Origin of the sequence: Bradyrhizobium lablabi, from assembly GCF_018131005.1 — a bacterium.
GTDB classification, from domain to species: domain Bacteria; phylum Pseudomonadota; class Alphaproteobacteria; order Rhizobiales; family Xanthobacteraceae; genus Bradyrhizobium; species Bradyrhizobium lablabi_D.
Genome location: NZ_JAFCJK010000007.1, coordinates 342509 through 354669 on the forward strand (window position 1 = coordinate 342509; position 12161 = coordinate 354669).

Genomic DNA, 12161 nt, shown 5'->3' on the forward strand with positions numbered 1-12161 from the left:
CAACCTGATGACCGTTCGCCCGATCGTCCGCTATCCCGATCCGCGCCTCACCCTTCCGGCGCAGCCCGTCACGACATTCGACGACGAACTGCGCGACCTCGCGCGAGACCTGCTCGACACCATGCATGCCGCGCCGGGCATCGGGATCACCGCGCCGCACATCGGCGTCTCGCTCCGCGTGGTGGTACTCGACCTCGACGCTAACGACGGTGCGCGGACCTATGTCAACCCGGAGATCATCTGGGCCTCACCCGAGATGATCATGCATCGCGAAGGCAGCGTCTCGCTGCCCGGTGTCACCGACGAGGTCAAGCGTCATGCGCGTGTCCGGATCAACTATCACGATGTCGACGGTACTCCGCAGAGCGAAGAGTCCGAAGGCTTGCGTGCCGTTTGCCATCAGCACGAGATCGACCAGCTGAACGGCGTGTTCTGGATTCAGCGACTGTCCCGCCTCAAGCGCGAGCGGTTGATCAAGCGGTTTGAGAAGATGTCGCGGGGATGAGATAGTTTGGCGGCACACGCTTCCCTACTCCGCGACCGGACTCGTGCGTGAATGCGATGGCGTGCGAGGAAGGCTTCGATGGCCGCGTTCACCGGAGCCGGATTGGTCATGTTGACGGAGTGACCACCTCCGGCTGCCACCTTTGCCGTCACGCGGCCGCGCGCGCCGCCGACACGTCGCGGAACGGCGAAATGCCGTAGAGGCGGCTGTACTCGCGACTGAATTGCGAGGGGCTCTGATAGCCAACGCTATATCCCGCGGAACCCACGTCGAGACGCTCCATCAGCATCAGCCGGCGGGCCTCGTGCAAACGAAGCTGCTTCTGGTATTGCATGGGCGTCATCGCCGTCATTGCCTTGAAATGATGGTGAAGCGATGACACGCTCATCCCGACATGCTCCGCCAAGTCCTCGATCCGAAGCGGCCTGGCATAGTTTTTTTTGAGCCAGGCGACCGCCTGGGCGATCCGGTTGCCGGGTGTCTCCATCATTGCGACCTGAATCAAGCGCGGCCCCGCGGGTCCGCTCAACAGTCGATACAAAATCTCCTGCTCGATCAGCGGCGCCAGGACCGCTATGTCCGCCGGTCGGTCCAGGAGCCGAAGCAACCTCACCGACGCATCCACCAGGTCCGAGTCCGCGTGATTCACGGTCACCCCGCGCATCTCACCCGCCGCGCCCTTCGGCACGGAAGAGCCGATGCGTTCCATGACCTCCCTTAGCCGCTCGGGGTTGATCTCCATCCCGAGGCCAAGGTGCGGCAGGTCCGGGCTCGCCTGCGTAACGCGGGACGCCACGGGCAAGTCCAACGCGACGACCAGATAGTCGCCAACCCCGTACTCGTAAGCCTCGTTGGCGAGTTGCAGGCTCTTGGCCCCCTGGGCAACCATCGCAAAACATGGCCACTGAGCGGTGTGGATAGGCTGGCTGGGCGAGGATCGCCTGTTGAAATACAGTCCCGGAATTGCGGTCGCGCATGTCTCGTCGCGCACCGCGAAGCGGGCAATGATCGCCGCCATCTCTCGATGTGCGTTGAGGTTTTCAGGCATTGGCGCGGTACTGGAGTTGCAAGGGTGCGGGGCCCGAATAGTACCCGATCCTGCTCCGATATCCACGTCTTCAACGTTAGTTTTGCAGGATCGTGCATGAATCTCGGAGGATGCAGATAACGCTCAGCATGCACCCCCTCCCATGATGGCTTCCGAAGTGCCGCTCGCGGCGAACCCAGTTCGGAGCCTTGAATGCCAACTTCCAAAGTCGCCCTCGTTACCGGAGCCAGTAGCGGCATCGGCGAAGCTACCGCTCGCCACCTTGCCAAGCTTGGACATCAAGTCGTCCTTGGCGCACGGAGGCTCGATCGGATCGATAGCATTGCTCGCGAAATCGAAAGTTCAGGTGGCAGCGCCCTCGCCCACCACCTCGATGTGACCGACCTTCCGAGCGTCAACGAATTCGTCGCCGCGGCGCTCAACCGGTTCAGCAGGGTCGATGTGCTCGTCAACAATGCGGGTGTGATGCCACTTTCATTCATGGCCGAAGTCCGCCTGGATGAGTGGAATCGAATGATCGACGTAAATCTTCGCGGCGTGCTCCATACGATCGCCGTGACACTGCCGGTCATGCTGGCGCAGAAGTCCGGCCACATTATCAATGTCGCATCCGTCTCGGCCTATCGAGCTGATCCGACGGCCGCCGTTTACAGCGCCACGAAATTCGCCGTGCGCGCGCTCTCCGATGGATTGCGCCAGGAGAGCAAGGACGTCCGCGTCACGCTTGTCAGCCCCGGCCTCACTCGGACCGAGCTCTTCGACGGGATTGCCTCACCTGACGCACGCGCTTTCGCAAAGGAAATGGTGGCGCGCGCCTCTATAGCGCCGAGCGCGGTCGCTGAGGCCATCGCGTTCGCGATCGCGCAGCCAGACCACGTTGACGTCAACGAACTCGTCGTCCGGCCCACCGCGCAGAGCTAGACCGATGGAGGCTTCATTGGCTGGAGCAATCGAAATCACGACGTTTGGACTGAAAGGCTTCTCCTGCGCCGACTTTGTCGAGGCCAACGCCGACATCGATCGGTGGCTGAAGCGCCAGGCCGGCTTTCTATCGCGCCGCATAGCCGAACGTGGCGACGGCACGATCGTCGACATGCTGCTCTGGCGTTCGGCTGATGAGGCAGAGCACGCGGCCTCGCGCATCATGAGCGAAACCGCGTCCTCGAAGGTTCACGCGATGATCGATCATGGAACGGTCAATTGGACGGTCGCGCCGATCCACCACACAATCGAAACGGTATAGGAGCTCCAAACTGCGGTTTTGCGCCGTATCGTAGTGTGGTCGGATACGTTCGGAGAGTGAATGCAATCAGCGACCAGGGAGCGCGCACGTTTCGATCCGGCGCAACTCCTCAAGGCTTTCGGCGAGATCTCGTCGCGAGAGCGACAGTAGCAAGGCTTCTTCCGCCTCACGGGTTAGTCGCCCGAAGAAGCTGCTGATGTTGTTGCTGACCAGACAGCGGTGAGGAACGTTTTCTCTTGCCGTCCACAGCGGCTCGTCGCCGACAATTGCACGGTAAATCGTATCAAGCGTGACCTCTCGCGCCGGCCGGGCCAGCCTGACGCCACCTTCGCGGCCCTTGGTGACCGAGATGAGGCCGGCCTTCGACAGAAGCGGCAACAGCCGGCGAACCAGGGTCGGGTTCGTACCGGCGCCTTCCGCAAGCTGCGTCGAGCTGAGCAGGATGTCACCTTCCGACTGCGCCAAAGCAAGGCTGAGCATCATCTGCAGGGTCGTCGGGAACCTGACGTCAATCATCGGCTGTCTCCATCACATAAATGTATCAATGATGATTGCATATTGCCACCGCTTCGATTATTATGTATCCAATATAGATACATTTAGGAGATGATTCAATGTCAGATGTTCTCGCCCCGAGCCAGGTCCTCGCCCGCTATGTCCGTGCCACCGACCGGCGCGACGGAGAAGCGATGGCACGCCTGTTCATAGAGAACGGTACGGTCGAGATTTACTGGTTCAACAGCGGCGACCCGCAACTGCTCGGACGACTGGAGGGCCGCCAGCAGATTGGGTGGGCTGTCGCCAACATGATGCGTCCGCATCCCGAACGCGGCTTCAGCCACCACACAACGATGGACCACATCGTAACGATCGATGGCGACACGGCCGAAATCGATGCGCAGTTCATTGTCTACAACACGCTCGGCGCGGCTCGCCCTGCGGCGGGCTGGCCGGACGGCGCGACAGGTGCGCAGGGCACTGTGACGCCGATCGAGGCCGGCTACTATCGATCGAAACTGATCCGGGTCGATGGCGAATGGCGCATCGCCGCGCACCGGATCGATCTCGACCTTCCGATGGCATGAGGACGCCACGATGAGAGCGATGACGTATCGCCAATATGGCGGGCCCGAGGTGCTCGAACTTCAGACCCTGCCGATGCCCAAGGTCGGTCAGAACAGCGTGCTCGTGCGGATCTGCGCCGCCGCGCTCAACCCGGCCGACCTCGCGCTGCAAGCGGGCCACGGCGAACCGATCATGGACGCATGGTTTCCAGTCATACCCGGCTGGGACATGGCGGGAGTCGTCGAGGCTGTCGGCGACGGCGTGGGCGAGTTCAGCCCTGGTGACAAGGTGCTGGCCTATGTGCGCCAGGAAGTCCTGCACTACGGCAGCTATGCCGAGTTCATTGCGGTCCCCGTGGACGTGCTGGTCAGAAAGCCACCCTTCCTCTCATGGGCGCAGGCCGCCGCCTTGCCGCTTGCCGGCCTCACCGCGCACCGCGCCGTGGCAACTGCGCTCGACATCGGCCCCGGCGATACCGCACTCGTCCACGGCGCATCCGGCGGCGTTGGCGTACTCGCGGCACAGCTTGCAAGGCTGCGTGGGGCCACTGTCTTCGGCACGGCTTCACCGGGCAAGCATGCGTTCCTCGCCTCGCTCGGGATCACGCCGGTCGCCTATGGTCCAGACCTCGCCGACGAGCTTCTCAGGCTGATGCCGGATGGGTTCGACGTCGCGCTCGATTGCGCCGGCAAGGGAGCCCTTTCCACAGCCGCCGGAGCGATGAAGCCGGATGCAAGAGTGGCCTCGATCGCAGCCTTCGGCGAGGATGTTCCGATGGTCTATGCTCGCCAGGATATCCGCGTCCTCGAAGAGCTGGCGGGATTGTGCGGGAAGCATGCGCTTCACGTTCCAATCGCGGCGGCTTTCCCTCTCGAGGAGGCTGCGGAAGCGCAACGGTTACTGGCAAACGGAGCGCACGGCTCCGGAAAGATCGTGCTGGAAATGTAACCGGAGGTGGACATCATTCCCACTCAATCGTCGATCTGCATCTAGTCATGAAGAACATCCGCAGGTCTTACGCGAGAAATTCAACCCTCTGGCCGAACAGCTTTGCATTTCGCGGCATTACGCTCGGTGAGTTGCACTATGGCGCTGATAAGTCGGTGCGCCGTGGCCAACAAAGGTTACCGCTCGGCCAACTCTCTTGATCGCGATTGGCACTGGATATACATTGAATACAATGCATGTCCGATGAGGAGATGGTCGTGCAGGTCGCCAAATGGGGAAACAGTCTGGCGGTTCGCCTTCCCGCCGTGGTGGTCGAAGCGCTCGGAAGGAGGGTGACGAGATCGAAATCCACGTCGCCGACAGCAGGAATTTTGGCGTGGCGCGCAAGCTCGGACGGGACGCGTTGTTGAAGCGCCTGCGCGCCTTCCGCGGCCGCCTCCCCGCCGATTTCAAGCTCGACCGGGACGAGGCGAATGCCCGTTAGTTTCTTCGACACCAACATCCTCGTCTATCTCGCATCCGGCGATGCCGCGAAAGCCGCTCGAGCGGAGGCGGCGATTGCCGAGGGCGGTTCGATCAGCGTGCAGGTTCTCAACGAGCTCGCCAACGTCGCGCGCCGGAAGATGCAGATGTCTTGGGGACGAGACGCACGCATTCCTGGACACGCTGCACGGCCTGCTGACAATTCACCCCCCTCACCTTCGAGACCCCTGAAACGGGACTTCGGCTGGTCGAGAGGTACGGCATGTCGCTCTACAACGCGATGATCGCCGCATCAGCACTTCAGGCCGGCCGCGACACGCTGTGGTCGGAGGACATGCAGCATGGCATGAGGTTGGAACAACGGTTGCGGGTCGCGAACCTGTTTCGGGTGTGCGTAGAGCGTACGGGCCTCGCAGATTTAATGCACTGTCATCGCAACTCGCCAGATGCATTCCGCCGCCATCAAGGGAGCCATTCCACTCAATTTCTCTTTCGAAGTTCCTTCGACGTCACATCGTCACAGGTTCGCTGCGCCTTATTGAGAAGCCGCTCAAACTCAAGTTTCCCATTGTCTCGCTTCGGCGCAATAACGATCCGACCTTTTCTCGCAGCCTCCATCTTTCGATTGGAAGCGCCACTTTGCTTCAAGAGTTCATCATAGTCTTTTCTACTACTCTGGGGCATCAGCATTCTCCATGCTTCGTCGATGGTCGGCCTGTTGCCTCAAAAAGAAACGCGAATTGAGCTTCGGATCAAAGTACAACTTTCTCTTAGCCCAAACAAACCCCTCATGCTTGGTAATTATCGCTACATCTATTGGTCCGCCGACCGATTCGCTAGGGCTGGTTACCTTTTCCTTCAGCGACTCTAACATCACCAAAGTCTCAGCCAGTTCGGCCAACTCATCGGTCGGAAGAGACCCTATGACGCGCCTCAGCGGTCTCCCGTGTTTCTCGAATACGTCAGCGGTCCACCTGTCGCTGTGAACCTTCACAGCATCGGTCACCAGATCTTCGAGGTTTGGTGGACGCGATCCGATCGTGGTAGCAAAGTCGCTCAACACATCCCGGAGATGCGAGCGAACCAAGTTGTAAACGTCAGGGCCGAATCCCATCGTAAAAGTATCCGCCATTGCGGTAGTCGCAAAGGCTTTGAAGAATCCGGAATCACGGCGGGTAATTGAGTGATCATCTTTGTCTGTTGAACACAGCCGATCTCCAATGAAACCCAGGCAAGAGAATTCGACGTAAGACGGAAAATAATCCTCAGTCCCATAACCTGCAATGACAATGCCAGTTTGCGACAAGAAGATCTCCGGCCTGCGGAAGAGCGCATTGAGCCCGAGATCAACGAGGGCAGTCTTGTCTAGAGGTGCCGCTTCGGAAAACAAGCTCAGATCTGCTTCGGCCTCTTGCTCCAACTTTGCGAGATGCTTCGCACGAATCGCCGCAACGTTTTCTTCAGTCAAAGGTGGAGTGAGCGGATAGGCGCTAGTAATTGACAAGAAATCGTTGAGCGTCGTTCGCTTGGCTTCGGTTATCGCGGTCGGATCATCCCCAGCGGCCTTAACGCGAATGTCTTCATTAATCATCGTCAAGAAGCGGATCATTATCTGATCGACATTTTCGATCAGGAGTTCGTCTAGATAGGTGGCGGGATATAAGCCGCGATGCGCTTCGATAAAGCTCAGAAAGTGGCGCCCATATTCTCGAAGCGATGAAAATGATGTCGAGCCCAACTCCAACCTAAACGTCTTGACGATGATCTCCCACGGAATTCGTTGGAGGTCCGCAGAATCATAGACCATGATACCTACAGGCTCAGTGTTCGAAAGCTGGAAGATTTTGTTGGAACCCTTAAAGTAGCGCTCCTCCTTTTTTCCGTTTTCCCATCGCGAAACAGTTGCCGCACTGTCCGACGCCAACACTAACGAGTGTCGGTTCATAACGCAGATTTCTGAAGTCACCCCTTACCCTCCGGCAGAACTAGCCGCCCAAAATCCCTTCTCTTTGGAGGATTACATAAATATCCTAGAGTTGCAAAATCGTTTCACAATTCTCCGCGATTGCTTCTCAGGTCGGACCCGTACCGATCAAAATCGCACGGCCTCGACCAAAGATGTCTTGGACCCACGAGAGCTCGCCCCCTACTCCCACTCAATCGTCCCCGGCGGCTTTGACGTCACATCGTACACCACCCGGTTCACACCCTTCACCTCGTTGATGATGCGCGTTGCGGTCTCGCCCAGAAACTTCATGTCGAACTGGTAGAAGTCCGCGGTCATGCCGTCGGTCGAGGTGACGGCGCGGAGGCCCACGACATATTCGTAAGTGCGGCCATCGCCCATCACGCCGACAGTCTTCACCGGCAGCAGCACGGCGAAAGCCTGCCAGATCTGGTCGTAGAGACCGTGTTTGCGGATCTGGTCGATGTAGACGGCATCGGCATTGCGGAGGATGTCGAGCTTCTCTTTCGTGATGTCGCCGGGGCAGCGGATCGCGAGGCCGGGGCCCGGGAACGGGTGGCGGCCGACGAAGATGTCGGGCAGGCCGAGCTCGCGGCCGAGCACGCGCACCTCGTCCTTGAACAGTTCGCGCAAGGGCTCGACCAGCTTCATGTTCATGCGATCGGGCAGCCCGCCGACATTGTGGTGCGACTTGATGGTGACGGAAGGTCCGCCGGTGAAGGAGACGCTCTCGATCACGTCGGGATAGAGCGTGCCCTGCGCCAGGAATTCCGCGCCGCCGATCTTCCTGGCTTCAGCCTCGAACACGTCGATGAACAGGCGGCCGATGGTCTTGCGCTTCTGCTCGGGGTCGCTGACGCCTGCGAGCTCGCCGAGGAATTGCTTCGACGCGTCCACATGCACGAGCGGGATGTTATAGTGGTGACGGAACAGATCGACGACGGTTTTCGCCTCGTCGAGCCGCAGCAGGCCGTGATCGACGAACACGCAGGTGAGCTGGTCGCCGATCGCCTCATGGATCAGCACCGCGGCGACGGCGGAATCGACGCCGCCGGACAGGCCGCAGATCACCTTGCCCCGGCCGACCCGCGCGCGGATCTTCTCGATCGCTTCCTCGCGGAAGGCGCGCATGGTCCAGTCGCCGGTCAGGCCTGCGACCTTGCGCACGAAGTTGCGCAGGAGTTTCGCGCCATCGGGCGTGTGCACCACTTCGGGGTGGAACATCAAGCCGTAGTATTTGCGCCTCTCGTCCTGGATCACGGCAAACGGCGCATTCGCCGACACCCCGGCCACCGCGAAGCCCGGCGGCATTTTCGTGATGCGGTCGCCATGGCTCATCCAGACCTGGTGGCGCTCGCCCGTCGACCAGATTCCATCAAACAATTCGCTCGGCGTCTTCACCTCGACATCAGCGCGGCCGAACTCTCTGGCATGGCCGCCCTCGACCTCGCCGCCGAGCTGAGCCGCCATGGTCATCTGGCCGTAGCAGATGCCGAGCACGGGAACGCCGGACTCGAAGATCGACTGCGGCGCACGCGGCGAGCCGGCCTCGTGCACGGATTCGGGCCCCCCGGAAAGGATCACCGCCTTCGGCTTCATTTCCCGAAAGGCGGCCTCGGCCTTCTGGAACGGGACGATCTCGGAATAGACGCCCTCCTCGCGCACGCGACGGGCGATCAGTTGCGTCACCTGACTGCCGAAATCGACAATCAGAATCTTGTCATGCGCCGAGGCCACTGAAGGCGTCGACGACTGCTGAGTTTTCGGTGCGGCTGTCATGGCAAGCAGATACGCGACGACGCCCGGCCCCGCAACCCTCCGGGAGCCGTCAAGGCCGGCTTGCCCCGGTCAATCCACGTGTTTTGACGGGCAGCGGCCGTGGCCGTCCCAGGCCGTCACATGTTTGCGCCGTCACCCTGAGGTGGCCGCTTCTTGAGCGGCCCTCGAAGGGTGCACGGCCCGGCTCCATCTCCATCCTTCGAGGCCCGCCGAGCGCTGCTGACGCACCGCCCGGCGCGCACCTCAGGATGACGCCTGGCGTTTGAGAAGGCTGACGAAAAACCCGTCGGTCCCGGTCCGCCGCGGCGTCATCAGCCAGCCTTCGGCCGATTGCAGCGCGGCCCTGGCAAAATCCTCGGCCTTGTCCCGGAGCACGCTTGCGGTCTGCTCGGGCGGCTGGACCGAGAACTCCGGATGGCGCGCGATGAAGGCCCGCACCTGCTCGCCGTTTTCGTCCGCCAGCACCGAGCAGGTGATGTAGGCGATCCGGCCGCCCGGCTTCACCATGGGCGCCGCGCGGTCGAGCACCTCGACCTGGTCCTTCAGCCGCACCTCGAGCGCGCCGGGGCGCATGCGCCATTTGGCGTCGGGATTGCGGCGCCAGGTGCCGGTGCCGCTGCAGGGTGCATCGATCAGCACGAGATCGGCCGAGGCCTTGATGTCCGAGAGCACATCGGCCTCGCCGCGCGGCGTGCGCACCTCGCAATTATGGACACCGGCGCGGGACAGGCGCTCGTGGATCGGCGCGAGCTGGCGCTTGTCGCTGTCGGTCGCGATCAGCCTGCCCTTGCCGCCCATCATTGCCGCGAGCGCCAGCGTCTTGCCGCCGGCGCCGGCGCAGAGGTCGATCACCTGCTCGCCGGGCTTGGCGGCCGAGAACAGCGCGGCGAGTTGGGAGCCCTCGTCCTGCACCTCGATCGCGCCCTTGATGAAATCCTCTTCGGCATGAATGCCGGGATTGCGCGCGTCGGCGGAAAGCTCGATGCGCAATCCGAGCGGCGACCACGGCGTTTCGCTGGCGCCGAGATGCGCCAGCCGCGGCAGCACCTTCTCGCGCTTGCCCTTGAGCGTGTTGACGCGCAGGTCGAGCGGCGCACGGCTCGCCATTGCGGCGGCCTCAGCGGCGCGCGCCTCGCCGAACACCTTTGCAAGATATGGATCGAGCCATTCCGGATAGTCGCCGGCGACATGGGCCGGCGCGTCCGCAAGCGAGCGCGAGGTCAGCGCAGCGGCCTCGGCTTCCGTCAGCGGCTCCGGCGCGAAACGGCTGCCGTCGCACATCGCTGCGATCGTCGCGATATCCATGCCGCGCTCGAGCTTGAGCATCCCGAGCAGGCGCGCCCGCGCGCGGTCGTCGTCCATCAGATAGGCGCTGGAAGATTGCCGGCGCAGCACGTCCCAGATCAGGCCAGAGATCGCGGCGCGGTCGCCGGAGCCCGCATAACGGTGCGCGGTGCCCCATTCCTTCAGCGCTTTCGCGGCGGGGACGCGTTGCGCGTCGATCGTGTCGATTACTTCGATAGCGGCGGACAGCCGGGCAGCGGGAGTCATTGGGAACTTTCGGTTGGACGCGGGTCAGATCAGGAGCAGGAGCTTGAGCGCGAAGTAAAGCCACATGGCAAACAGCACCAGCACGCCGGCGAACCAGGCGAGCGAGCGCGGCCGCACGTCGTTGGAGGTGACGAAGATGCCGGCGTGCGCAAAGCGCGTCACCACGAACACCCAGGACATCAGCACGATGAACAGATCGGCGCGGCGCAGCGGCAGCGCAAGCGCGATCAGGACGTAGAACAGGATCGGGACCTCGAACTGGTTGGCGAAGCAATTGCCGATCTGGGTGGCGTGGAGCGGCCAGTTCGGCTCGCGCAGCGCGATGTCCTTCAACGCGGTCTCCCCCCTCGACAGCGCGCGGGTGCGCGCAACCGCCATCCCCATCAGGAGGCAGAAGGTGAGCCCGATCTGGATGAAGACCGGCAGCAAAACCATTTGAACGGACATCGGAATCTCCCACTGCCGCGGCGCCGCGAACGTCCCTCTTAGCCGCCGCGCCCGCCGCTGACAATGAAGGCGAAGTCGCCGCTGCAACCGCTTGAACCACAATCGAAGCTACCGGGACCAACGCCCCGCGGTTGTTGCGGTTTCAGTCTCCGGGGCGCGCGTTGCCGTCGTTGGCGAAGGCAGAGGGCTGTCCCTCTGGCGATACCGTCCCAACCTATCGTCATTGTTCCGACTCCCGGCCACCCTATGATCGCCCCGAAAGGAACGACGTATGGCCGCCCAATTTCGTCTGACGCAGATTTCCGACACCCACCTCGCGCGCCGCTACCAGCCCCTGATCGACAATTTCCACCGTGTGAGCGAGCACATCGACGCGACGCGCCCCGATCTCGTGCTCAATTCCGGCGACGTTTCGTTCGACGGCCCGACCAGCCGCGACGATCTCGTCTTCGCCAAGGAGCTGCACAACGCGCTGCCGGTCGATTGCGTCTACCTGCCCGGCAACCACGACATCGGCGACAACCCGACCGCGGTCGGGCCGGAGCCGACGCAATTGCCGACCGAGCAAAGCTGCGAGGCGTTCACGACCGTGCTCGGCGAGGACCGCTGGCGCTTCGAGGCCGCCGGCTGGTGCTTCATCGGGCTGAACTCGCTGATCATGAACACCGGCCTCCACGGCGAGGCCGAGCAGTTCGACTGGCTCGCCGCGCAGCTCGACACCGTGCTGGGCAAACCGGTGGCGCTGTTCCTGCACAAGCCGCTCTATCTCGACGCGCCCTACGATCCCGAGCGCGAGGCCACCGCGATCCGCTTCGTGCCACAGCCGGCGCGCCGGCGCGTGATCGAGATGTTCGGCAAGGTCGACCTGCGCCTGGTCGGCAGCGGCCACGTGCATCAGCGTCGCGACTACACCTTCGAGCTTGTCAGACACATCTGGGCGCCCTCGGCCGGCTTCATCATCTCTGACGAAAAGCAGGAACTGATCGGCATCAAGGAAACCGGCCTCGTCGAATACCGCTTCCAGCCCGACAGCTTCGAAGTGCGCCATGTCAGGGCCAAGGGCCAGGTCAATGTCGACCTGGACATGCTGCTCGGCAAGGCGCCTGCGAACTGACCGGATCTCTTC

The 12161-nt window shown here is 62.1% G+C and carries 13 protein-coding genes and 1 pseudogene; 8 read left to right on the forward strand and 6 right to left on the reverse strand.

Features of this window, described 5'->3' with window-relative positions:
• Positions 1 to 7: 7 nt before the first annotated feature.
• On the forward strand, positions 8 to 505 hold the full coding sequence (locus JQ553_RS23150) for a peptide deformylase (RefSeq protein WP_212502317.1): 498 nt from the start codon (positions 8 to 10) through the stop codon (positions 503 to 505).
• Between the two features lie 148 nt (positions 506 to 653).
• Here JQ553_RS23150 and JQ553_RS23155 read toward each other — a convergent pair whose 3' ends face one another.
• Positions 654 to 1553 carry an AraC family transcriptional regulator gene (locus JQ553_RS23155; protein ID WP_212502318.1) on the reverse strand — a complete coding sequence of 300 codons (900 nt, stop codon included), beginning with the start codon at positions 1551 to 1553 and terminating at the stop codon, positions 654 to 656.
• A 192-nt stretch (positions 1554 to 1745) separates the two neighbouring features.
• On the opposite strand from JQ553_RS23155, the gene JQ553_RS23160 reads away from it, so the two are divergent.
• Both JQ553_RS23160 and JQ553_RS23165 read left to right on the forward strand, forming a co-directional pair.
• Positions 1746 to 2474 carry an SDR family oxidoreductase gene (locus JQ553_RS23160; RefSeq protein ID WP_212502319.1) on the forward strand — a complete coding sequence of 243 codons (729 nt, stop codon included), beginning with the start codon at positions 1746 to 1748 and terminating at the stop codon, positions 2472 to 2474.
• Between the two features lie 16 nt (positions 2475 to 2490).
• Positions 2491 to 2796, forward strand: a complete 306-nt coding sequence (locus JQ553_RS23165; protein ID WP_212502320.1) for a hypothetical protein — start codon at positions 2491 to 2493, stop codon at positions 2794 to 2796.
• Between the two features lie 66 nt (positions 2797 to 2862).
• On the opposite strand, the gene JQ553_RS23170 is transcribed toward JQ553_RS23165, so the two are convergent.
• Positions 2863 to 3279 (reverse strand): Rrf2 family transcriptional regulator, encoded by a 417-nt coding sequence (locus JQ553_RS23170; RefSeq protein WP_212502321.1) that lies wholly within the window; start codon positions 3277 to 3279, stop codon positions 2863 to 2865.
• A gap of 131 nt (positions 3280 to 3410) precedes the next feature.
• On the opposite strand from JQ553_RS23170, the gene JQ553_RS23175 reads away from it, so the two are divergent.
• From JQ553_RS23175 to JQ553_RS34615, 4 genes and pseudogenes are all read left to right on the forward strand, one after another.
• On the forward strand, positions 3411 to 3881 hold the full coding sequence (locus JQ553_RS23175) for a nuclear transport factor 2 family protein (protein WP_212502322.1): 471 nt from the start codon (positions 3411 to 3413) through the stop codon (positions 3879 to 3881).
• Positions 3882 to 3891: 10 nt separating this feature from the next.
• The gene (locus tag JQ553_RS23180) at positions 3892 to 4809 is read left to right on the forward strand and encodes an NADP-dependent oxidoreductase (protein WP_212502323.1); all 918 of its coding nucleotides are present in this window, start codon (positions 3892 to 3894) and stop codon (positions 4807 to 4809) included.
• 257 nt (positions 4810 to 5066) lie between these two features.
• Positions 5067 to 5293, forward strand: a pseudogene (locus JQ553_RS23185) (AbrB/MazE/SpoVT family DNA-binding domain-containing protein).
• A gap of 261 nt (positions 5294 to 5554) precedes the next feature.
• Positions 5555 to 5953 carry a hypothetical protein gene (locus JQ553_RS34615; RefSeq protein ID WP_249144518.1) on the forward strand — a complete coding sequence of 133 codons (399 nt, stop codon included), beginning with the start codon at positions 5555 to 5557 and terminating at the stop codon, positions 5951 to 5953.
• 9 nt (positions 5954 to 5962) lie between these two features.
• Here the strand turns inward: JQ553_RS34615 and JQ553_RS23195 are convergent, their stop codons facing one another.
• The 4 genes from JQ553_RS23195 to JQ553_RS23210 all read right to left on the reverse strand — a co-directional run bounded on the left by JQ553_RS23195 (position 5963) and on the right by JQ553_RS23210 (position 11035).
• Positions 5963 to 7258 carry a hypothetical protein gene (locus tag JQ553_RS23195; RefSeq protein WP_212502324.1) on the reverse strand — a complete coding sequence of 432 codons (1296 nt, stop codon included), beginning with the start codon at positions 7256 to 7258 and terminating at the stop codon, positions 5963 to 5965.
• Between the two features lie 180 nt (positions 7259 to 7438).
• On the reverse strand, positions 7439 to 9037 hold the full coding sequence (guaA, locus tag JQ553_RS23200; protein ID WP_212502325.1) for a glutamine-hydrolyzing GMP synthase: 1599 nt from the start codon (positions 9035 to 9037) through the stop codon (positions 7439 to 7441).
• Positions 9038 to 9280: 243 nt separating this feature from the next.
• Positions 9281 to 10588, reverse strand: coding sequence for an RsmB/NOP family class I SAM-dependent RNA methyltransferase (locus tag JQ553_RS23205; RefSeq protein WP_212502326.1), 1308 nt, complete (start codon positions 10586 to 10588; stop codon positions 9281 to 9283).
• 24 nt (positions 10589 to 10612) lie between these two features.
• Positions 10613 to 11035 carry an MAPEG family protein gene (locus JQ553_RS23210; protein ID WP_212502327.1) on the reverse strand — a complete coding sequence of 141 codons (423 nt, stop codon included), beginning with the start codon at positions 11033 to 11035 and terminating at the stop codon, positions 10613 to 10615.
• A gap of 271 nt (positions 11036 to 11306) precedes the next feature.
• Here JQ553_RS23210 and JQ553_RS23215 point away from each other — a divergent pair, with 271 nt between their 5' ends.
• The gene (locus JQ553_RS23215) at positions 11307 to 12149 is read left to right on the forward strand and encodes a metallophosphoesterase (protein ID WP_212502328.1); all 843 of its coding nucleotides are present in this window, start codon (positions 11307 to 11309) and stop codon (positions 12147 to 12149) included.
• The last annotated feature ends 12 nt before the right edge of the window (positions 12150 to 12161 follow it).

Excerpts from the sequence above, each read along its gene's own strand:
- JQ553_RS23150 (WP_212502317.1), top strand. The coding sequence starts at position 8 with ATGACCGTTCGCCCGATCGTCCGCTATCCCGATCCGCGCCTCACCCTT.
- JQ553_RS23155 (WP_212502318.1), bottom strand. The coding sequence starts at position 1,553 with ATGCCTGAAAACCTCAACGCACATCGAGAGATGGCGGCGATCATTGCC.
- JQ553_RS23160 (WP_212502319.1), top strand. The coding sequence starts at position 1,746 with ATGCCAACTTCCAAAGTCGCCCTCGTTACCGGAGCCAGTAGCGGCATC.
- JQ553_RS23170 (WP_212502321.1), bottom strand. The coding sequence starts at position 3,279 with ATGATGCTCAGCCTTGCTTTGGCGCAGTCGGAAGGTGACATCCTGCTC.
- JQ553_RS23175 (WP_212502322.1), top strand. The coding sequence starts at position 3,411 with ATGTCAGATGTTCTCGCCCCGAGCCAGGTCCTCGCCCGCTATGTCCGT.
- JQ553_RS23180 (WP_212502323.1), top strand. The coding sequence starts at position 3,892 with ATGAGAGCGATGACGTATCGCCAATATGGCGGGCCCGAGGTGCTCGAA.
- JQ553_RS34615 (WP_249144518.1), top strand. The coding sequence starts at position 5,555 with ATGTCGCTCTACAACGCGATGATCGCCGCATCAGCACTTCAGGCCGGC.
- guaA (WP_212502325.1), bottom strand. The coding sequence starts at position 9,037 with ATGACAGCCGCACCGAAAACTCAGCAGTCGTCGACGCCTTCAGTGGCC.
- JQ553_RS23205 (WP_212502326.1), bottom strand. The coding sequence starts at position 10,588 with ATGACTCCCGCTGCCCGGCTGTCCGCCGCTATCGAAGTAATCGACACG.
- JQ553_RS23210 (WP_212502327.1), bottom strand. The coding sequence starts at position 11,035 with ATGTCCGTTCAAATGGTTTTGCTGCCGGTCTTCATCCAGATCGGGCTC.
- JQ553_RS23215 (WP_212502328.1), top strand. The coding sequence starts at position 11,307 with ATGGCCGCCCAATTTCGTCTGACGCAGATTTCCGACACCCACCTCGCG.